Here is an 18515-nt window from a genome sequence, read left to right on the forward strand (position 1 = left end):
CGCTCTCGTTGTGTCGACAGGACGTGTCGGTCGTGGTCTACGCCGACGAGGGGGACGCTTCCTTCGCGAGTGACCTGTTCGCGGCTGGTGCCGACGATTACGTTCTCAGCGACGAGTGCCCGCCGGCTGCGCTTCCCGACCGGCTGGGAGCGTCGGTGGCGGTGGCTCCCGACCGGCTTCTACGTCGCCGACGACGGGCCGGGCGTGCCCGCCGACGAGCGCGACCAGGTGTTCGAGTTCGGCCACTCCGGCGGCGACGGCACCGGCTTCGGGCTCGCCATCGTCCGCTCTATCGCCGAGGCACACGACTGGACAGTGTCGCTCACGGACAGCGAGTCGGGCGGGGCACGCTTCGAGTTCACCGGCGTCGAGTTCGTGGAGTGACGACACGACTTTGAGCGGGAGACTCCACCCGCCGGTATGCACGACCGGACACCTGCCGGTGGAGAGACGCCGACCGCGGAGCCAATCGAGCCGAGCGCGCCCGACGACTTCGGCTGTACGCAGGCGTGGTGGGGTGACGGGAAGGGGAAGACGACCGCCGCCCTCGGGATGGGGATGCGCGCGGCCGGTCACGGCTACCGCGTCCATCTGCTCCAGTTAATGAAAGGTGGCGCAGACAGCGTCGAGTCGACTCGCGGCGAGTACAACGCCATCGCCGCCCTCCCCGGCTACAGCTACGAGAACCTCGGCCACTACGGCTGGCACGCGCTCAACGACGGAAGCGACGACCGCGACCACGAAGCGGAGGCCGCAGCCGGCTTCGAGCGCGCTCGCGAGGTCGTGGCGGCATGTCGCGAGGCCGACCTCACGACGCCATTCGACCCCGATGGCCCCGCCGACGAGGGGGTCCACATGCTCATCGTGGACGAACTGCTGTACGCCGTCGACCGCGACCTCGTCTCGTCGGACGCGGTCGTCGAGTTCGTGGAGTCAAAGCCCGAGTCGCTCGAACTCGTACTCACCGGCTCACACTCCTCGCCGGCGTATCTGGAGGGCGTCGCCGACCTCGTCTCCAACGTTCGGAAGGTGACTCATCCGTTCGACGCCGGGATTCGGGCGCGCCGCGGCACCGAGTACTGAGCGTCGGACGCAGCGACGACGGGCGGCGAACGGTCGTCGGACGCGGCGAAACAGCTATACTGCGGCCGTATTCAGCCCCGAACGGAGGTCCGTGCGCGACCTCTCACGCTCCTTCCCGTTTCCGTTCGCGGCGAGCCGTAGAGTTATGCCGCCGGCCCCGCCACCCCCTGTATGTCAGACGACGACACCCACGGCGAGCAGTTCGGCGTGAAACAGATTCGCGAGGTGTACCGACGCGGGATGTTCGACGGCGAGACGCCCGACTTCCCCGTCTCCTTCGAGACGCTGCGCGAGGAGGCCACAGAACGGATGTCGTGGCAGGCGCAGGCGTACATCCACGGCGGGGCCGGCACCGAAGAGACCTTCGAGCGCAACAAGGAGTTCTCGCGCTGGCGCATCGTCCCCCGAATGTTACGTGGCGTCGCCGACCGAGACCTCTCGGTCGACGTCCTCGGTGAGGAACACGCCTACCCGCTGATGATTACCCCGCTCGGGGTGCAGGGACTCGTCCACGAGGAGGGAGAACTCGCGACGGCACGCGCCGCCGCCGACCTCGACGTGCCGTTCGTCCTCTCGTCGCTCTCCACCCGGTCGATGGAAGAGGTGGCGGACGCCCTCGGTGACACGCCGAAGTGGTTCCAGTACTACTGGTCTGCAGACCGTGACGTGGCGGCGTCGTTCCTCGACCGCGCCGAGGAGGCCGGCTACGAGGCCATCGTGCTCACCGTCGACGCGCCGACGCTCGGCTGGCGCGAACGGCTCCTCTCGAAGGGGTATTACCCGTTCCTCGACGGCGAGGGCATGGGCAACTACTTCTCGGACCCGGCGTTCCGGGAGTCGCTCGACGAGCCGCCGGAAGAGGACCCCGAGGCCGCCGTCGACCGCTTCCTCTCCGTCTTCGGCGACGCCTCGCTCACGTGGGACGACCTGGAGTTCGTCTTCGAACGAACCGACCTGCCGGTCATCATCAAGGGAATTCTCCATCCCGAAGACGCGCGCAAGGCGGTCGAGGCGGGCGCGGCGGGCGTGCAGGTCTCCACTCACGGCGGCCGCCAAATCGACGGCTCCATCTCCGCAATCGAAGCGCTCCCGGAGATCGTCGAGGAGGTCGGCGACGAGACGACGGTGCTGTTCGACTCGGGCATCCGCCGCGGCGAGCACGCGTTCAAAGCCCTCGCGCTCGGGGCCGACTCGGTGATGCTCGGTCGCCCGTTCGTCTACGGACTGGCCCACTCCGGCCAGGACGGCGTTGAGCAGGTCCTCCGCAACACGCTCTCGCAACTCGACCTCACGATGGGGCTTGCGGGCATCGACGCCGCGAGCGATATCGACTCCGAGGCCGTGCGCGACGAGAAGACCCTCTAAACGAGAAGCAGACCGGCGTACAGCCCGGCTAGCCGCCCGAGTTCGTTCGTCGCGCCGAACACGTCACCGTTGACGCCCCCCAGTTTCTCGTCTGCCCACCGACGGAGCCACCACGCGACCGCGGGCGGCGCGGCGAGTGCGGCCGGCACCGCGAGTCCACCGAACGCGGCGAGACCGACCGCCGGCACCGCGACGACGAGCGGTCCAACCATATCCGTGGGGTCGCATTGTTCCGTGAACGCGCTCGCGAATCCCTCGTGGCTCGCGCGCCCGGTGCACGCGAGTGCTGCCATCGCCAGCTTCGCACCGACCTCGCTCGCGAGGACGACTGTCACTCCCGTCCGGAGCGGGAGCCGTGCCAGTCCCAATCCGGCGAGGGCCAACCCGACGAGTGCGACCCCGAGCGCGAGCACCGCGCCGACGCCGACCTCGCTGTCTTTCAACACCGCGCGCCGTCGCTCGCTGTCCCCGTGGACGACCATCGCGTCACCGAGGTCGGCTAGTCCGTCGAAGTGGTTCACCCCCGTCACGAGCACGAGTGCGACGAGATACGCGAACGGGACGCCCAGCGTGGGAACAAAAAGCGCGAGCGCCGCCAGCCCGCCGACGAGCCAGCCGACGACGGGAAAGGCCCACGGCGCGCGAGCGAAGGCGTCCCAGTCGTCCCCGTCGGCGCTGACCGGAATCCGGGTCAGAAAGCCGACTGCACCGCGGAGTGTGCCCATCAGAGCCACCCCGCGTACGCGAGCAGGAACGCGGCCAGCCCCCACACGAGCCAGCCGGCCCGCGAGACGAGCCGAATCGCCCGGTCAACATCGGCCGATTCGGGCGTCCGGGCCACGTCGTTGAGGACGTACACCCCCGGCTTTTCGAGTCGAACGGCGAGCGCCGAGGCGACCGTCCCCATCGGCCACCCGGAGTTGGGCGAGGGGACGCGATCGACCCAGCCGCGCGCGCGCCACGGCGTCTCGGGGTCGACGGCCGCGACCGCGAGTGCGAGCGCCGACAGCCGCGCCGGGACCCACATCACGATGTCGTCGAGGCATGCGCTGGCCGTGCCGTGGCGCTTGTCCGGGTAGCCGAGCATCGAGTCCAGCGTGTTGACGGTCTTGACGAACGCGGCCGCACCGGCCGCCACGGGCAGCGAGACGAGCGCGCCGAGCGCGAACGCGAGCAGTGGCGCGACCAGCCCGTCGGCGAGGTTCTCGGCGATGCTCTCGATGGCAGCAGAGCGAATCTCACTCGCGTCGAGGTCGGAGCTGTCTCGGCCCGCCAGCGACCGAAGCCGGTCGCGCGCGGCGTCGATGTCCTCTCCGAGCAGGCGCTCGACGGCGCGCGCCTCGGCCAACAACATCCGGAGGCTCGTCGCCGAGAAGAGCACGAGACCGGCCACGACAGTCGCCGCGGGTACCGACAGGGAGACTACCACGGCCACGACTGCCCCGACGCCCGCGCCGACGAGCACCGGGAGCACGATTGCGATGGAGAGACCCATCTCGGCGGGGCTGTTCCACGCCCGGTCGAGGGGAGCAATCGCTCGCCCGAGGAGCGCGACCGGGTGGACGCGGTTCGGCGGCTCGCCGACCAGCCGGTCGAGCAGGGCGGCGAGCACGACAGCGCCCGCGGCGGCGAGACTCATCGGAACAGCGCCTCCAGCGGTCGCTCGCGCACGTCGACGAACCTGCCGCCGGCCGCCTCGATACCGGCGTCGGCATCGCTGTCACCGACGTGGGTTAGTTCGCGCACCTCACAGTCGAGTTGGCGCGCGACCGCCTCGAATGCGCGCCGGTCGGGCTTTCGCCAGCCACAGGAGAGACTCGTCACGACCACGTCGAACAGCGGGTCGCGGTCGTCGTTCAGCCATCGCAGGTCGGCAGACAGGAGACTCCGGCGGGCGAGTTCCGGGACCGAACAGTTCGAAAGCAGGCCGACGGGACCGCGCTCGCGGGCACGCTCGACGGCCGCACGCGCACCCTCGCCGGCCGTCACGTCGGGTTCGAAGGCGGCGGTGACGGCGCGACGAGCGGCGTTGTCGGGGGCCGAGACGCCACGCGAGTCGAGCGCACGGGCGACGTGTGCGTGTAGCGGCACCTCGGCTCCTTCGGGCGCATCGACGTGTGGTTCGGCGTAGGCGTCGGCCCAGTCGTCGGGGACCGAGACGCCGCGCTCGCGGAGTTCGCGCGCCACGGCCGCCGCGGGGTCGGCCGGCCGGGCAGCGTCGACGAGCGTGCCGAACAGATCGAACGTAACGGGCACACTCCGAGCAGGCGGGCCGCCTACTTCGGCGTATCGCTCGGCTCGAACACGTCCGCCCGCACCGTCGTCTCGACGCCGTACGCCGCATCGGCGACCGATTCGGGGAGCGACCGGTCGGCGTACCGGGAGGCGAGACTTCCACGCACCGCCTCGCGCACACAGGCGCGGGCCGCCCGGCCCACCGCGGTCGCACTCCCTGCGAACTGTGCCCGCTCGCCGTCGCGTGCGCTCCCGACGATGACGGCATCGGAGGTCGTCCCCGGGACCCCCGTCTCGTGGAGGAGAGTGGCGGCCTTCGTCTCGGCGACGAGCGCGAGCAGGCTGGCGAGCGCGCCGTCCGGGAGCCGTCGCGTCGTCGCCAACAGGACGTTCACGGTTCCGGGTTTCGGCGGCCTGTCACCGGATTTCGGCTCCGTCGGCTCCGTCGGCCCGTCGTCGAGGTCCATCGGCAACCCGGCCGGGTTCGATACGCCGGCCGTCGCGATTGCCGTAACGGAGTCGAGTCGCGCCCCTCTCGCGTGCTGCTGTTCCACCCCAGTCAGCAGGGTCGGGCCGTCGCCGAATTCGGCCTCGCGGCGGCGCTCGCGAGCGTAGGTCGCGAGGTCGGTCCGGTCGAACCCCTCCGGGACGGTGACGTTGTACGCCACCTCCCCTTCGGTGTAGCCGCCGTCGAAGCCGGCCGACAGCCACCGCGTCGCCGGCCCGTGAAGCCGACAGACGCCCGCCCGGTGGTCACTCCGATACATCGACTCCGAGTGCGGCGAGCAGTCGTTCGTTCTCCTCGCGTTCGCGTACCGCCACCCGAACGTGTGAGTCAATTCCCCGGAAGGTAGTGGCGTCGCGAACAACGACACCCGACTCGCGCGCCCGCTCGATGAGCCGTTCGTGGTCGGGAACCTCCACGAGCAGGAAGGGGGAATCGCTCGGCGTGACGGTGAACTCCGTCGCGAGTGCGCGTTCGAGGAAGGCACGTTCGCGGGCCACGCGCTCGCGCGTCTCCCGGATGAACGCCGTATCGCGCATCGAGACGGTGCCGACGCGGGCGGCGGGCCAGCCGAGCGACCACGCCCGGCGTGCCGTTTCCAATCGCCCCGACTCCCGTCCGTCGACGGCGAACCCTGCCCGAAGCCCCGGGAAGCCGAACAGCTTCGTCAGCGAGCGCGCGACGACAACCCCCGGTTCGCCAGCGAGCGACGGCTCGTCGGTGAAGCCGAGAAACGCCTCGTCGGCGACGAGGAGTGTGTCGCGTTTCCGACACCGGACTGCGAACTCGCGGAGCCGGTCGGCGTCGTAGCTGTCGCCGGTCGGATTGTTCGGGTTACAGACGACCGCGAGCGCGTGAGGTTCGGGGTCGCGGTCGAGCAGGGCGTCGTGGGGAACGAGCGTCGGCTCGCCGCCCTGTAACTCGACTTCGCGGGCGTACTCCCCGAAGCTCGGGTACGGGACGAGCGCCGACTCGCCCGGTCGTATCGCCGTCGCAATTGCGAGCCGGAGCGCGGCCAACCCGCCGGCGGTCGGGACGATCTGCTCGTGCGCACAGCCGACGTACTCGGCGGCGGCGGCCCGGAAGTTGGGATAGTCGTCGGGAGGGTACGAGCGAGATTCGGCGAAGGCGTCGTTGTAGGCTGCGCGCGCCCTGTCGGGTACGCGGGTGTTGACGTTGGCCGAGAAGTCGAGCACGTCGGGGTCGTCGCTGGAGCCGTGGGGGACCCGCCCGACCGAATCGACGCTGTCGGGGTCCATCAGCAGAGCCGCTCCGCGACGGTCGCGTCGCTCGCGTAGTTCACGTTCACGGCCAGCCGGGCGTCCCACCGGCGGTCGATTCGGTCTGCCCCGTCACCGACGAGGTTCAGTCCCGACGGCGACAGTTCCCGGCCCTCGACGGTGTGTGTCCGGTCCGGGCACACGTCGAGCGCACGCTGGAGCCGCGTCGGCACGCAGACGCTCGTTGAGCGGTCGCGGTCCAGCAGGCTGTCGACGTGTTCTGCCGCGAGCAGGGGGAGGTCGGCGGCAGCAGTGACGGCGGGTGTCCCCACCGTTTCGAGGGCAGCTCCGAGGTCGGCGACGTACCCCTTGCCCGCGGTGTCGATGACGGTCGCGCGGTCGCGGACGTACGCGCGGGTCTCGGGTGTCTGTGGCGTGACGGCGGCGTAGACGGTATCGACGCCCGAGGCGTCGAGCGCGTCGAGCACGCGCCCAACCATCGGCTCGCCGCCGACCTCGTACAGCGGCTTCTCGCCAGCGTCGAGCCGCGTCCCCTCGCCGCCACACAACACGAGTGCGTCCATACCCGCCCTTCGGAGGGCCGGCTGTTCGGTGTTTCGCCCGGATGGACAGCGCTTTCCTCGGCGGCCGAGTGGTCGGGGTATGCTCGAACTCCCCTTCCTCGTCGGCGGGCTGTTCGGCGTGCGACACACGTTCGAGGCCGACCACGTCGCCGCCGTCGCCACCCTCGTCGAGGACGACGACCGACCCGTCACCGCCGGGCTCGCGTGGGGCGTCGGCCACTGTCTCCCGGTCCTCGCGCTCGGCGGCTTGTTTCTCGCGCTCGGCGTCTGGGTCTAACGGTTCACTTCGAGCCACTCGGTCGCGAACTCGAGGAGCGACGGCTGGTCGAACAGCACGGCGTCGGCGTTGCCGACCGTCCCCGTCGCCGTGTCCTCGGGTCGCGCCTCCACGAACGCCTCGCCGCAGGCCGCGAAGTCGCTGTCGTCGTAGTCGGGTTCGGTGAACGTGACCCACTCCCGTCGACCGTCGACGGTAATCGGCGCGCCGGCCTCGACGCGCCCGGCGTCGATGTCGGCGAGCTGTTCCGCGAGATGGAGCGAGGTGTTTCGCCCCCAGTCGCAGCCGAACATGAGCACTCGGCCGCCGAGGTTGCGCACGGTTGCGAGCGGCGACTCCGGTCCCATCCCGTCTTCGAGCGGGTGGTCGTTGGTGATTCGGTCTGCGTCAGGCCCGAGCGCGGCAACGGAGTAGAGCGGGTGGGCACTCCGCACTGCGTCGTCGTAGCTCCGCAGACAGTCGGCAATCGCGCCCATCCCGCGCGTCGGCGTCGCGTCCGGACGATACGCGGGCGTCGCCGCCCGAATCGGGCCGTACCACGGCTCCGGGACGGGCGGATTCTCCCACTCGCTCGGGTCAGAGAGGTCCGTCGAGTGGGTGGGTACGACGATGGTCCCCTCGGAAACGGCACGGCGAAGCCCCTCGACTGCACCCTGCGCGCGGCCGGGCACCCATCCGAGTGCGGAGAGCGACGAGTGGACGAACAGCGTGTCGTCGGTCTCGACGCCCAACGCCCGGAGGTCGTCGGCGATTCGGTCGGGCGTGACCGGCGCGTCGCTTTCCGCGACCAGTTCCTCGGACATACTCCCTGCGAGTCGGGAGTCCGTCATAGGCTTTCTGCGTCCGCGTCAAAACATCGCACGCAGCTGCTCGCGGGAGAAGAGACTCGACGGCTCGTCCATGTGGACGCCGATTTCGCCGGAGAACGCCCGGAGTCCGAGCCGCTGGAGCGGTGCGGGCACCGAGTAGCCGGCCCGAACGGCGTGACCCAGCCGAATCTCGGTCCCCAGTTCCTCGCGCCACGCCGACTCGTACTCGGAGAGCGTCGCCGGGTCGGTCGGGTCGACGGTACGGGCGGCGTGGTCGGCGCTGCGCATCCCGTAGAGGATGCCGCCACCGGTGAACGGCTTCGTCTGGCCGGCGGCGTCACCGACGAGTAGCGACCGGCGACCGATGGTCCGCGAGGCGGGACCGACCGGAATCAGCCCGGAACACCGGCGGTCGATGGTCGCGTCGTAACCGGCGGTAAGCCGGTCGAACCGGGCGTTGAGGTCGTCGCCCGGCGAGACGGCCAGCCCGTACTCGACGCCGTCCTCGCCCCGCGGAATCCGCCACGCGAAGAACCCCGGCACGGTCAGGTGTACGTCGACGAACGCCTCGTGGTCCGGCTCGGGATCGAAGCCGAGGACGCCGTGGAGGAACTCGTCCGGTTCGGGAATCGAACACTGTTCGCGGACGCGCGAGCGCGGGCCGTCCGCGCCGACGACCATTCGCGCCTCGTGGCTCTCTGTTCCATCCGGCCCGCGCGCGGTGACGGTGACCGCCTCGCGACCCTCATCGACGGCGGTGACGGTGTGGCTGTCGCGCACGTCTGCGCCCGCGTCGCTCGCCGCTCGCGCGAGCGCGCGGTCGAGACCGACGCGGTCGACCGCGTTCGAAATCGGGCCGTCGCGGTAGAACGGGTACGCCCGCGAGTCCGGCCCGCCGAGGTGGAACCGCGCGCCCCGAATCTCGTTTTGGAACAGTTCCTCGCGTGCGCCGTCGGGGACGTACTCCCACACGTCGAGCGAGACGTGGCCCGAACAGGCCAGCGGCTCGCCGATTGTTCCCTGTTCGAAGACGAGCACGTCGTGACCGCGCTCGCTCGCGCTCCGAGCGAACCGCGAGCCGGCGGGCCCAGCACCCACGACGACGAAATCGTGCATACGCACTGTTCGCGAGCGCGAGTAAATGCCTTTCAGTCGCCGCCCTACTGCTCGTCCTCGCCGAGGAGTCGACGCAGCAGGATGACGGCTACGAGACCGACGGCCACGCCGGCGAGCACGCGCAGCCCCTCGTCGTCGTCGGAGAGTTCGGCCGCCTCCTCGCGGTCCGCTGCGGTTCGCGTCTCGGTCGCCTCGTCGGGTGTCTCGACCGACGGCTCGGACTCGACCGCCTCGACCTCGACTTCGGTTCCATCCTCGCCTTCGGCCTTCGACTGTTCGGTCGCCGTCACCGCAATTTCGGTCTCCTCATCCTCGCTTTCCGCTCCGTCTCCCGCTTCGTCCGTCTCCTCATCCTCGCCCGCTTCACTCTCTGCGTCGTCAGCCGCGGACTCGTCAGGCTCTTCCTCTTCTTCGGCTTCCGCCTCGGTTTCCTCCGGTTCGGCTTCTTCTTCCTCAGCGCCCGTTTCCTCCGGCTCGGCTTCTTCCTCCTCGGCGTCTGGCTCCCACGCCTCCCGTTCGTCTTCGCGCTCGGGGAGCCACCAGACGACGTTGTTTCCCTCCGTCTCGCGGTTGATGAGGCCCTCGTCGACGAGTCGCTGGAGCCGGGTTCGGGTCGTCCCGCGCGTCACCGGCAGATGGCTCGCGACCTCGGTGGTCGTCATCTGTGGCGCGCTGTTCGACCGCAACACCTCGAGAATCGTCTCGTCATCGACAGCCGTGCTCATACCCGAGAAAACGACGGCATCCAACTTAAGTTATCCAGCCGACGTTACGCGCCCAGCGTCACCGGCTCGTCGGCGTACTCCGCGCTGAAGTACGCGCCAATCGTCACCGTCCGGTCCGTGCCGAATCGGAGCGCAATATCCGGGCGCGGCCAGTTGTACTCGACCGAATCGGGTCGCTCGCGGCTCACGCTGACGGTGCTGTTCCCCGGGGCGACGTACATCGTCTCGTCGGGGGCGAGCGGGCTATCGAGTCCAGCCTCCAGTCCCACGAACGTCGCGTTGATGCTCGCGCTCCCGGTGTTGGTCACTTCGAGAACGCCGCCCTCGTTGACGACCGAGACGGAGGGTGCCTCGCCGGTCCAGTCCGGTTCGCTCGCAGTGGCGGAGCCGACGTCGGTCAGACTCGTCTCGATAGCGACCGACTGCGACTGCCCCTGTATCGTCTGGGTCAGGTCGATGTCGATGTGCCGGACGCGGCCCTCGGCGTCGACGAGCATCTGACCGTCGACGGTGCCGTTGATGCCGGCGACGCGGAAGCCGGTCGTCTCGTACTCGCGCACGCTGACGCCGTTCCACTCCGTCCCGCCCGCCGCGTCGAAGGCGACCTGCTGAATGATGGTCCGCGGGAACTGCTCGGCCGCGCGGAGCGTGCTTCCGGTTCGTGAGTCCGAGAGGGCGATGGAGACGTTACCGGCGAGCGCGCTGTAGGTCGACTGCTCACCGCGCTGGGTGCGTACCTCCGCGCTGTCGGCGTCACGCCACACCGACCGGCTCGCGCCGTTCGAGGAACGCTGGGTCGCTATGGTCCCCGAAGAGCCGCTGTGTATCTCGAAGCTCCCGGTCGTCCCGCCCGTCTCGACCGTCTGCTCGTAGCTGTACCGGCTCGACGCGACCGCTTCCGCGTGGGTCTGGACGGCCAGCGAAACGTCCTCGACGCCCGTTTCGTTGTACCCGTCGGCGATCGGTCCCGTGGACGTATCGCCCACCAACCCGCCACAGCCGGCGAGCGCGACGGCGAGGAAGACTGCCACTACGGCGTATTGGTTCACAACTCACTGTCGCCCGATAGCCCATTAAGAACGTTGGTCGGCTCACGAGCCGAAATTCGGCCACTTCGAGCGTTCACAGTCGGGTCGACTACTCTGCCACCGGCGTCTCTGCCTCCTTCAGCTCGTGACGGCGACTGTCAGAGCGTGGTCCCTCAAGCTCGACGCCCGGGAGCAGGTCGCGCAGATACCGACCCGTGTGGGAGTCGTCGTTTTCCGCAACCGCCTCGGGGGTTCCCTCGGCGACGAGGTCGCCGCCGTGTTCGCCACCCTCCGGACCGAGATCGATGATGTGGTCGGCGTTCTTCACGAGGTCGAGCTCGTGTTCTACGACCGCGACGGTGTTGCCATCGTCGGTCAGCCGCTGGAGCACCTCGATGAGCTTGCGCTCGTCGGCCGAGTGGAGGCCCGTCGTCGGCTCGTCGAGCAGATACAGCGTCTCGCCTTTGTCCTGTTTGCCGAGTTCCTCGGCCAGCTTCACGCGCTGTGCCTCCCCGCCCGAGAGCGTCGTCGACGGCTGGCCCAGTCGCATGTAGCCGAGACCAACGTCCTTCAGCAGCTGAAGCCGACGGCGCAGCCCGCTGTGGGACTCGAAGAAGTCGTACGCCTCGTCCACCTCCATGTCGAGCACGTCCGAGATGGTCTCGCCCTTGTAGGTCACGTCGAGCGTCTCGTCGTTGTAGCGCGCCCCGTCACACTCCTCGCAGGGGACGTGCACGTCCGACAGGAAGTTCATGTCGATTTTGACGGTTCCCTGCCCGCCACAGGCCTCACACCGGCCGCCCTTGACGTTGAACGAGAAGCGGCCCTTCTCGTAGCCGCGCTGTTTCGACAGCTTCGTCTCGGCGAACAGCTCGCGGATGTGGTCGAAGACGCCGGTGTAGGTCGCGGGGTTCGACCGCGGCGTTCGTCCGATGGGCGACTGGTCGATGAGCCGGACGCCGCGAATCCGGTCGATGCCCTCGATGTCGTCGTGTTCGCCCGGATTCACGTCGCTGTCGTTCATCCGCTTGCGAAGGCCCTTGTACAGAATCTCGTGCAGCAGCGTTGACTTGCCCGACCCGGAGACGCCCGTAATCGCCGTGAAACAGCCGAGCGGAACCTCCACGTCGAGGTCAGCGAGGTTGTGCTGGCGCGCGCCCCGAATCGTCAGGTAGCCGTCGGCCTCGCGGCGCGTCTCGGGCACGGGAATCCCGCGCTCGCCGGAGAGATACTCCCCGGTGACCGATTCCTCCTCGGCCATGATGTCCGACACGTCGCCGTGGGAGACGATTTCGCCGCCGCGCTTCCCCGGCCCGGGACCCATGTCGATGACGTTGTCCGCCCGCCACATCGTCTCCTCGTCGTGTTCGACCACGATGAGCGTGTTCCCCAGGTCGCGCAACCCTTCGAGCGTGTCGAGCAGCTTGTCGTTGTCGCGCTGGTGAAGCCCGATGGATGGCTCGTCCAGCACGTAGAGTACCCCGACCAGCCCGGAGCCGACCTGCGTCGCCAGCCGAATCCGCTGGCTCTCCCCGCCCGAGAGCGTGGCGGCCTCGCGGTCGAGCGTCAGGTATTCGAGCCCGACCTCCTCCATGAAGCCGAGACGCGCGCGAATCTCCTTGCAGATCTCCTCGGCAATCTTGCGGTCGCGCTCGGTCAGTTCCGCCTCCAGCCCTTCGAAGTATTCGAGCGCGTCGCCGATGGAGAGTTCGTTGATTTCGGTGATGTCGGTCCCGTTGACGAGCACGGCCCGCGACTCCGGTCGGAGCCGCGTCCCGTCGCAGGCGGGACAGGTCGTCGTCGCCATGTACTCCTCGATGTGGTCACGGGCACGGTCGGAGTCCGTCTCGACGTGTCGCCGCGAGAGGTTCCCCATCACGCCTTCGAACCTCTCGGACTTCTCGCGCACGCCGTTCTTGGTGCGCCAGGAGAACTCCACGATGTCGTTGGTACCGTAGAGGAACTGCTCTCGAATCTCCTTGTCTAACTCCTCGAAGGGCGTCTCGACGCTCACGCCGAAGTGCTCCGCGACGTTGTCGATTTGGCGCTGGTAGTACTTCCGGTTGTACGACCACGGCTCGAACACGTCTTTCAGCGGCTTCGACGGGTCCTGTACGACCAACCGCTCGTCCACGCTCTTCGACTCCCCGATCCCTTCACACTCGGGACACGCGCCGTGGGGGCTGTTGAACGAGAACGACCGCGTCTCCAACTCGGGCAGGTCGATTCCGCAGTGGGTGCAGGCGAGGTCCTCGGAGAAGGTGACGACGAGTCGGTCGTCGCTCTCGCCAGCCAAGTCGCCGGTCGAGCGCGTCTCGCGACCCAACTCGGTGTCTTCGGGCGGGTCGGGGAGGATGAGCTTCAACGCGCCGTCGGCCTCCTCGAGGGCGGTCTCGACGGAGTCTGTGATTCGCGACCGCGCATCCGCGGAGAGTTTCACGCGGTCGACGACGACGTCGACGGTGTGGTTGTAGTTCTCGTCCAAGTCGGGACGCTCCGTCGTCAGGTCGTACGCCTCGCCGTCGACCTCGACCCGCGAGTACCCCTCGCTCACGAGGTCGTCGAACCGGTCCTCGAAGGCTCCCTTCTGGTCGCGCACGACGGGCGCGGCGATTTTCGCGCGGGTTCCCTCGGGGAGTTCGAGCAGTCGTGACACCATGTTCTGGGCCGACTGCTCCCCGACGGGACGGCCACACTCGGGACAGTGTGGATTGCCGATGCGGGCGTACAGCAGGCGGAGGTAGTCGTGGAGTTCGGTGACGGTCCCGACCGTCGAGCGGGGGTTGTTGGCGGCGTTCTTCTGGTCGATGGAGATGGCCGGCGAGAGCCCCTCGACGTTCTCGACCTGCGGCTTGTCCATCTGGCCGAGGAAGTTGCGCGCGTACGCGGACAGCGATTCGATGTAGCGGCGCTGGCCCTCGGCGTACACCGTCTCGAAGGCGAGCGAGGACTTGCCCGACCCCGACAAGCCCGTGACGACGGTAAAGGAGTCGCGAGGAATCTCGATATCGATGTCCTTGAGGTTGTGTTCTTCGGCCCCACGGACCTCGATGTGGTCTTTACTCATTACGCGAATCGAGGGACGCGCGAACGGAAACCCTGTCGGTCACGCGTCTGACATGGGTGGCGAGTCCTTTTTACCCCTCCCCGAGACGACACGCGCATGTCCTCCTACGACATCAGCGGCATCGAACTGATGGACGCCTCCTACACCGTCCAGCAGAGTCTCATCCGCAACAAGTACAAAGCGACGGATTCGACCGGCAACGTCGTCCTGCGGGGGAAACAGAAGATGTTCAAGCTGAAAGAGGAGTTCCCGTTCGTCGACGGCGACGGAACGGACGTATTCACGGTTAAGGCCGGCGGTATCCTCGACGTGGCCGGCGATTACATGCTCACTGACAGCCAGACCGGCCAGAACCTCGTCATCCTCGATAACGACTACTCGATCTTTCAGGACACGTGGACGATTCGCGACGCCGACTCCGAGCGCGCGCTCGCGAAAATCGACTCCCGTGGCGCTGCTGTCACGCTCGCGCGGAACTTCCTCCCGTTCGGCTATCTCATCCCGCACAAGTACGAAATCACCGACGCAGACGGCGATCACGTCGGCAGCATCCACGGGAAGTTCTCTCTGCGGGACACATACACCATCGACCTCGACGACACGAGCGACGTGCCGAAAGAGCCGGTCGTCGCCGCCGCGATGGTTATCGACGCGATTCAGAACAACTGATGGGCGACGCGGGCGCCGACGAGGGACTCCCTCACCCCGAGCGGCTCGCCATCGGTATCGCCCTCGGTACGGGATTCGGCGCTGCCCTCGGTGTCGCACTCGACGACATCGCTGTCGGTATCGCCATCGGGATGGGTGCCGGCATCTCCATCGGCGTCGCGCTCGCGGCCGTCGACGACGCGTAACTACTCCCCGACGGTCTGTATCTCCACGTCGAAGTACGTCTCGTAGACGCCGGCGTCGAAGGTGAGCAGTCGGTCGGCCTCGCGCTCGGCGTGCGCGCCGATGGTGAAGTCGGCGGCGAGTCGCTGTCGTGACCGAATCTCTCGGTCACACTCCAGACAGTCGTGGGTCGTCTCGTAACCACAGGCTGGACACTGTAACTCGGAGCCACGGCGGTCGATGTACGTGCAGAACTGTTCGCCGGCGAGAAATCGCGTCTCCGAGGCGGGCGTCACCGTCTGTATCCCGGTGTCGGAGAGGAACGCGTCGAGGTCTGCGCGCGTCTCGAACGTCGGGTCCGCAGCCAGCTCCGTCTCGACGGTGCCGGTGACGACAACCGACCCGTCCGCGACGGCCTCGCCGAGTAGGCGACTCGCCCGTTCGTTGTGCGCGTCGTCGGGATACAGGAGTGCGAGCAGCGCGCTGGTGTCGATAGCCGTCCTCACCGCTCGCCACGCAGCTCCGCCATCCGTTCGGTCACGGTCGCATCGGTGTCGGCCGCGCCGCGCCACTTCTCGAAGGGGTTCTCGGTGACGCGCTTTCGGAGGACGTAGCCGTCGTCCGTCTCCTCGAAAATCACCTCGTCGCCGGCCTCGATACCGAGCCGGTCACGGATGCTCTTGGGAATCGTCACCTGTCCCTTGCTCGTCACCTTGGACATACCGCGCGTACGAACTGGCGTCAGAAAAGTATTACTCGCGTGTAATACTCGACACTCATACGGTCTCCGGAAGCCAGCCGCCGTCGACCTCGATGTTCTCGCCCGAGAGATAGCTGGCGGCGTCCGAACAGAAGAACAGCGTCGGGGCGATGAGGTCGTCGTAGGTGGCCCACCGGCCGCGGGGAGCCTCTTCCGGGAACTCGTCGGAGCTTTCGATGACGTACGGCGAGACGGCGTTCACCGTGATGTTGTCCGCCTGTGTGTCGGCCGCGAGCATCCGGGTGAACATCAGGACGCCTGTCTTGGCGACGAAGTACGGGAAGTTCTTCGGCGAGACGAGTCCCTTGTCGGCGGAGGCGTAGCCAATGTTGATGATACGACCCCAGCCGGCCTCGCGCATGGGAGCGAGCGCGCGCCGGGAACAGAGCACGGTCGCCTCGTAGTTGGTCGCGGTCACTTCTCGCCAGCGCGACCACTCGACCGTCTCCCAGTGAACCGGCTCGAAGTCACCGACGTTGTTGATGAGGACGTTCACCGTGCCGAGTTCGTCCTCGATTGCGCTAAAGAGGTCCTCCACGAGCGTCGGGTCGGTCACGTCGGCGGAGAACGCCTGTGCATCGACGCCGAGTTCGCGGATGTCGGCGGCGGTCTCGCGGGCGCTCTTGTCGCTGGTGTTGTAGTGGACGGCCACGTCCGCACCGCAGTCGGCCAGCGCCAGTGCGAACTCACGGCCCAGCCCGCGGGCGGCACCGGTGACAAGCGCGACTCGGCCGTCGAGGTCGGGAAGCAGGTCCATACGGGCCAGACACGCGCCCCGAAGATATGTGTACGGGACGCCGTCGAACCCGGAATCCACTACCTGCACTGATTGTACGGTCTGGGTATTGTTGGATCGCCGCCAGCCCTTCGCATATATTATGAACATTCATTATACTTATTACCCTCCGGTTCATCTACAGAGTAGATGCGCCGAGATACAATCGAACCGATTGTCCCGAGAATGCCGATAGACGATACGTCCACGACGACCGCTCGCGCCGACGGTGGACAGCGCAAACGCTACGACGCCGACGAGGCAGAAGCAGCACTCGTCCCGCTCGCCACCTCGCCCAGCACGTCGAGATAGACGACCGACCGAGCGAACGCACCGGGGGGTGTACGGATGGGGCCGTCAGAAATCGCTCAAAGCGCCCGCTCCAGTTTCGACGCGACCGCCCGAGCCTTCTCCGCCAGCGGTTCCGAGATGTGCCCGGCCGCGACCGCCGCGTCGAGTTCGTCGTCGTCGACCCGGCGAACCTCGCCGTCGGGTCCCTTCACCACGTCGACGTGGAGGTCGACGTAGCGCGCGGCATTCGGAAACAGCTCGACAGGCGTACACACGTTGACGTACGTCCCCCGCCAGGTGCCGTCGTCGCCCCGGTAGACGGTCGGATACCACCAGCGGCCCTCCTCGAACTTCGTGACGGCCACGTCGCCGGCTCGTCGGTCGACGCCGAGCGCGTCGTACGTCCCGCCGGGCGACATCTCGCGCTCCAGTCTGAGCGAGCCGTCGGCTCCGACGCTCGTTACCTCCCCCTTCCCGAGGGTGAAACACTCCCCCGACGGCTTCCCGTGGTCGATGGCGAGTCGGTCACCTTCCTGTGGGCCGAACTGTCTGGCGACGACGGCGAAGGGGAACGCCTCGGAATCGAACGCGCCAAGCGCCTCCGCGAAGTCGACGGCCGCGCTCGCGTCGGACGCGCCCGCCTTCACGCGGTGGTGTCCGGGCATCGTCCGGGTCACTTCTCGGCGCAACGCGTCGAGTTCGAACCGGCCCTCCCGCCCGAACCAGACGTGGCTCGTGGCGAGCGGGGTCGCGAGCGCGGTCGGCGCGTCGGGGTCGCCCCGCGTCGGCAGGTCGTCGAACCGTTCGGCGCGGTCGGTCGCCGTATCGAGTGCGGTACCGAGTGCGTCCATCGCGGCCTCCTCCTCGTCGCGGCCCCACTTCGGTCGCCAGCCGTCCGGGACCTCCGGCGGGAGCAGGTCTTCGAGACTCGCCGCGCCGGTCGACTCGCGCGACTCCCCGCGGACGAGACGGACGAGTTCGCCAGACACCTCGATACGGGTCGAGAGGCGAGCGCGGCGGTCGGTCCACGGGGGCTTCGGTCGCCGGACCTGCACGCGCACGGTGTCGCCCGTCTCGACGTGGTCGTCGGTCTCGCCGTAGGGGAGATACCCCTCGCCGCCGCCCACGTCGACCACTGCGCCGCCGCCGAGCGTCTCGGTCACCTCGCCGGCGAAGACGCCGTCTTTCGGGAGCGGGTCAGTCCACGCGAGGGTGTCACGCGAGATACCGGCCAGTCGCTCGTGGGCGTCGGCGACCGCGACCGGGTCCCCAGAGAGGGTGACGCCCTGTCTGTCGGTGGTTGTCCACGCCGCGAGGTCGGCAGGGGCGACGGGAAACGACTCGTCGAACCGGTCCCGAATCGGCGGGGACGCCTGCACCACGTCCTCGAACAGGTGGGTGAGTGTGGTGGTGTAGATGCCGCGAATCCGGACCCTCATAGCGCGTCGGGCGTGGTCGCGAACCGGGTCCGCCCGTGGCGACCCTCGAGCGTCAACTCGACCGTCTCGTCGGTCAGCACGCGGCCGTCGGTGACCGTGGCTCCCCACGTCTCGAACCGGAGCCAGCCGTGGAGGTCACCGCCGTGGATGTAGGTGTCGAGGTACTCGACGGCGTGTTCGGCCGGTCCGTCGCCCGAGTGGGCGAGGTCCATGTCGGAGTAGAGGGTGTCGTGGTCGGCGACGAACGCTTCGAGGTCGGCGGCCGTGTCGGCGGCGAGTTCGCCCACTCGCTCGGAGGCGCTCTGGAGGTCGTCGGTGTCGAGTCCGGCCTCGCGGAGCGCGGTCTGTTCCCGCTGGTCGAAGTGCATACCGTGGTTCGGTTCGGGGGGAAGAAAAGCGTCGTGT

Annotated in this window: 22 protein-coding genes and 1 pseudogene; 7 read left to right on the forward strand and 16 right to left on the reverse strand. The window is 68.3% G+C overall.

All coding sequences use genetic code 11. The features are described 5' to 3' along the window. Positions 1-168: 168 nt before the first annotated feature. The 3 genes and pseudogenes from DMP03_RS14565 to DMP03_RS05200 all read left to right on the forward strand — a co-directional run. Positions 169-384 (forward strand): annotated as a pseudogene (locus DMP03_RS14565) (sensor histidine kinase); the annotation flags it as partial. 36 nt (positions 385-420) lie between these two features. Beyond that, positions 421-1083, forward strand: coding sequence for a cob(I)yrinic acid a,c-diamide adenosyltransferase (locus tag DMP03_RS05195; protein WP_152119648.1), 663 nt, complete (start codon positions 421-423; stop codon positions 1081-1083). A 171-nt stretch (positions 1084-1254) separates the two neighbouring features. Further along, positions 1255-2448, forward strand: coding sequence for a lactate 2-monooxygenase (locus tag DMP03_RS05200; protein WP_152119649.1), 1194 nt, complete (start codon positions 1255-1257; stop codon positions 2446-2448). On the opposite strand, the gene cobS is transcribed toward DMP03_RS05200, so the two are convergent. Genes cobS through DMP03_RS05230 form a run of 6 tightly spaced genes read right to left on the reverse strand, consistent with a single transcriptional unit; the run spans position 2445 to position 6992 of the window. Beyond that, positions 2445-3173, reverse strand: coding sequence for an adenosylcobinamide-GDP ribazoletransferase (cobS, locus tag DMP03_RS05205; RefSeq protein ID WP_152119650.1), 729 nt, complete (start codon positions 3171-3173; stop codon positions 2445-2447). The two genes, DMP03_RS05200 and cobS, sit on opposite strands and share 4 nt — an antisense overlap. After that, positions 3173-4087, reverse strand: coding sequence for an adenosylcobinamide-phosphate synthase CbiB (gene cbiB, locus DMP03_RS05210; RefSeq protein ID WP_152119651.1), 915 nt, complete (start codon positions 4085-4087; stop codon positions 3173-3175). The genes cobS and cbiB overlap by 1 nt, the downstream gene beginning before the upstream one ends. Further along, positions 4084-4704 (reverse strand): HAD family hydrolase, encoded by a 621-nt coding sequence (locus DMP03_RS05215; RefSeq protein ID WP_152119652.1) that lies wholly within the window; start codon positions 4702-4704, stop codon positions 4084-4086. The genes cbiB and DMP03_RS05215 overlap by 4 nt, the downstream gene beginning before the upstream one ends. Positions 4705-4724: 20 nt before the next feature. Next, complete coding sequence (locus tag DMP03_RS05220) at positions 4725-5450, reverse strand: adenosylcobinamide amidohydrolase (RefSeq protein ID WP_152119653.1); 726 nt, start codon at positions 5448-5450, stop codon at positions 4725-4727. After that, positions 5437-6447 carry a threonine-phosphate decarboxylase gene (locus DMP03_RS05225; RefSeq protein ID WP_152119654.1) on the reverse strand — a complete coding sequence of 337 codons (1011 nt, stop codon included), beginning with the start codon at positions 6445-6447 and terminating at the stop codon, positions 5437-5439. Before DMP03_RS05225 ends, DMP03_RS05220 begins: the two co-directional genes overlap by 14 nt. Further along, positions 6447-6992 carry an NTP transferase domain-containing protein gene (locus tag DMP03_RS05230; protein WP_152119655.1) on the reverse strand — a complete coding sequence of 182 codons (546 nt, stop codon included), beginning with the start codon at positions 6990-6992 and terminating at the stop codon, positions 6447-6449. The genes DMP03_RS05225 and DMP03_RS05230 overlap by 1 nt, the downstream gene beginning before the upstream one ends. Before the next feature lie 79 nt (positions 6993-7071). Here DMP03_RS05230 and DMP03_RS05235 point away from each other — a divergent pair, with 79 nt between their 5' ends. Then, positions 7072-7269, forward strand: coding sequence for a HoxN/HupN/NixA family nickel/cobalt transporter (locus DMP03_RS05235; RefSeq protein WP_152119656.1), 198 nt, complete (start codon positions 7072-7074; stop codon positions 7267-7269). On the opposite strand, the gene DMP03_RS05240 is transcribed toward DMP03_RS05235, so the two are convergent. From DMP03_RS05240 to uvrA, 5 genes are all read right to left on the reverse strand, one after another. Next, positions 7266-8072, reverse strand: a complete 807-nt coding sequence (locus DMP03_RS05240; protein ID WP_152119657.1) for an aminoglycoside N(3)-acetyltransferase — start codon at positions 8070-8072, stop codon at positions 7266-7268. The genes DMP03_RS05235 and DMP03_RS05240 overlap by 4 nt on opposite strands. A gap of 45 nt (positions 8073-8117) precedes the next feature. Continuing rightward, positions 8118-9194 carry a geranylgeranyl reductase family protein gene (locus DMP03_RS05245; RefSeq protein WP_152119658.1) on the reverse strand — a complete coding sequence of 359 codons (1077 nt, stop codon included), beginning with the start codon at positions 9192-9194 and terminating at the stop codon, positions 8118-8120. A 44-nt stretch (positions 9195-9238) separates the two neighbouring features. Further along, positions 9239-9919, reverse strand: a complete 681-nt coding sequence (locus DMP03_RS05250; RefSeq protein WP_152119659.1) for a winged helix-turn-helix domain-containing protein — start codon at positions 9917-9919, stop codon at positions 9239-9241. Positions 9920-9963: 44 nt separating this feature from the next. Continuing rightward, the gene (locus tag DMP03_RS05255) at positions 9964-10968 is read right to left on the reverse strand and encodes a DUF7537 family lipoprotein (RefSeq protein WP_152119660.1); all 1005 of its coding nucleotides are present in this window, start codon (positions 10966-10968) and stop codon (positions 9964-9966) included. Positions 10969-11056: 88 nt separating this feature from the next. After that, the gene (gene uvrA / locus DMP03_RS05260; RefSeq protein ID WP_152119661.1) at positions 11057-14014 is read right to left on the reverse strand and encodes an excinuclease ABC subunit UvrA; all 2958 of its coding nucleotides are present in this window, start codon (positions 14012-14014) and stop codon (positions 11057-11059) included. Between the two features lie 96 nt (positions 14015-14110). On the opposite strand from uvrA, the gene DMP03_RS05265 reads away from it, so the two are divergent. Both DMP03_RS05265 and DMP03_RS05270 read left to right on the forward strand, forming a co-directional pair. Continuing rightward, on the forward strand, positions 14111-14683 hold the full coding sequence (locus DMP03_RS05265) for an LURP-one-related/scramblase family protein (protein WP_152119662.1): 573 nt from the start codon (positions 14111-14113) through the stop codon (positions 14681-14683). Further along, positions 14683-14868, forward strand: a complete 186-nt coding sequence (locus DMP03_RS05270; RefSeq protein ID WP_152119663.1) for a hypothetical protein — start codon at positions 14683-14685, stop codon at positions 14866-14868. The genes DMP03_RS05265 and DMP03_RS05270 overlap by 1 nt, the downstream gene beginning before the upstream one ends. Here DMP03_RS05270 and DMP03_RS05275 read toward each other — a convergent pair whose 3' ends face one another. From DMP03_RS05275 to DMP03_RS05285, 3 genes are read right to left on the reverse strand one after another with little or no spacing between them, the layout of a single operon-like run. Beyond that, positions 14869-15351 (reverse strand): nucleotide-binding protein, encoded by a 483-nt coding sequence (locus DMP03_RS05275; protein WP_172967080.1) that lies wholly within the window; start codon positions 15349-15351, stop codon positions 14869-14871. After that, entirely contained in the window at positions 15348-15566 is a 219-nt protein-coding gene (locus DMP03_RS05280; RefSeq protein WP_152119664.1) for an AbrB/MazE/SpoVT family DNA-binding domain-containing protein, read from the reverse strand. Before DMP03_RS05280 ends, DMP03_RS05275 begins: the two co-directional genes overlap by 4 nt. 55 nt (positions 15567-15621) lie before the next feature. Continuing rightward, on the reverse strand, positions 15622-16362 hold the full coding sequence (locus DMP03_RS05285; RefSeq protein WP_152119665.1) for an SDR family NAD(P)-dependent oxidoreductase: 741 nt from the start codon (positions 16360-16362) through the stop codon (positions 15622-15624). 168 nt (positions 16363-16530) lie between these two features. On the opposite strand from DMP03_RS05285, the gene DMP03_RS14225 reads away from it, so the two are divergent. Further along, positions 16531-16692 (forward strand): hypothetical protein, encoded by a 162-nt coding sequence (locus tag DMP03_RS14225; protein WP_172967081.1) that lies wholly within the window; start codon positions 16531-16533, stop codon positions 16690-16692. 56 nt (positions 16693-16748) lie between these two features. Here DMP03_RS14225 and DMP03_RS05290 read toward each other — a convergent pair whose 3' ends face one another. Further along, the gene (locus tag DMP03_RS05290; protein WP_152119666.1) at positions 16749-18110 is read right to left on the reverse strand and encodes a DUF402 domain-containing protein; all 1362 of its coding nucleotides are present in this window, start codon (positions 18108-18110) and stop codon (positions 16749-16751) included. Next, positions 18107-18478: a DUF7532 family protein gene (locus tag DMP03_RS05295; RefSeq protein ID WP_152119667.1), complete on the reverse strand. Its 372-nt coding sequence runs from the start codon at positions 18476-18478 to the stop codon at positions 18107-18109. The genes DMP03_RS05290 and DMP03_RS05295 overlap by 4 nt, the downstream gene beginning before the upstream one ends. Between the last annotated feature and the right edge of the window lie 37 nt (positions 18479-18515).

Origin of the sequence: Halosegnis rubeus (assembly GCF_009184545.1) — an archaeon.
GTDB classification, from domain to species: domain Archaea; phylum Halobacteriota; class Halobacteria; order Halobacteriales; family Haloarculaceae; genus Halosegnis; species Halosegnis rubeus.

Bases quoted from the DNA above. Each gene is read 5' to 3' on its own strand.
- DMP03_RS05280 (WP_152119664.1), bottom strand. From the start codon at position 15,566: ATGTCCAAGGTGACGAGCAAGGGACAGGTGACGATTCCCAAGAGCATC.
- DMP03_RS05290 (WP_152119666.1), bottom strand. From the start codon at position 18,110: ATGAGGGTCCGGATTCGCGGCATCTACACCACCACACTCACCCACCTG.
- DMP03_RS14225 (WP_172967081.1), top strand. From the start codon at position 16,531: ATGCGCCGAGATACAATCGAACCGATTGTCCCGAGAATGCCGATAGAC.
- DMP03_RS05200 (WP_152119649.1), top strand. From the start codon at position 1,255: ATGTCAGACGACGACACCCACGGCGAGCAGTTCGGCGTGAAACAGATT.
- DMP03_RS05285 (WP_152119665.1), bottom strand. From the start codon at position 16,362: ATGGACCTGCTTCCCGACCTCGACGGCCGAGTCGCGCTTGTCACCGGT.
- DMP03_RS05250 (WP_152119659.1), bottom strand. From the start codon at position 9,919: ATGAGCACGGCTGTCGATGACGAGACGATTCTCGAGGTGTTGCGGTCG.
- uvrA (WP_152119661.1), bottom strand. From the start codon at position 14,014: ATGAGTAAAGACCACATCGAGGTCCGTGGGGCCGAAGAACACAACCTC.
- DMP03_RS05270 (WP_152119663.1), top strand. From the start codon at position 14,683: ATGGGCGACGCGGGCGCCGACGAGGGACTCCCTCACCCCGAGCGGCTC.
- cobS (WP_152119650.1), bottom strand. From the start codon at position 3,173: ATGGGCACACTCCGCGGTGCAGTCGGCTTTCTGACCCGGATTCCGGTC.
- DMP03_RS05295 (WP_152119667.1), bottom strand. From the start codon at position 18,478: ATGCACTTCGACCAGCGGGAACAGACCGCGCTCCGCGAGGCCGGACTC.
- DMP03_RS05220 (WP_152119653.1), bottom strand. From the start codon at position 5,450: ATGTATCGGAGTGACCACCGGGCGGGCGTCTGTCGGCTTCACGGGCCG.
- DMP03_RS05195 (WP_152119648.1), top strand. From the start codon at position 421: ATGCACGACCGGACACCTGCCGGTGGAGAGACGCCGACCGCGGAGCCA.
- DMP03_RS05240 (WP_152119657.1), bottom strand. From the start codon at position 8,072: ATGTCCGAGGAACTGGTCGCGGAAAGCGACGCGCCGGTCACGCCCGAC.
- DMP03_RS05225 (WP_152119654.1), bottom strand. From the start codon at position 6,447: ATGGACCCCGACAGCGTCGATTCGGTCGGGCGGGTCCCCCACGGCTCC.
- DMP03_RS05245 (WP_152119658.1), bottom strand. From the start codon at position 9,194: ATGCACGATTTCGTCGTCGTGGGTGCTGGGCCCGCCGGCTCGCGGTTC.
- DMP03_RS05230 (WP_152119655.1), bottom strand. From the start codon at position 6,992: ATGGACGCACTCGTGTTGTGTGGCGGCGAGGGGACGCGGCTCGACGCT.
- DMP03_RS05265 (WP_152119662.1), top strand. From the start codon at position 14,111: ATGTCCTCCTACGACATCAGCGGCATCGAACTGATGGACGCCTCCTAC.
- DMP03_RS05235 (WP_152119656.1), top strand. From the start codon at position 7,072: ATGCTCGAACTCCCCTTCCTCGTCGGCGGGCTGTTCGGCGTGCGACAC.
- cbiB (WP_152119651.1), bottom strand. From the start codon at position 4,087: ATGAGTCTCGCCGCCGCGGGCGCTGTCGTGCTCGCCGCCCTGCTCGAC.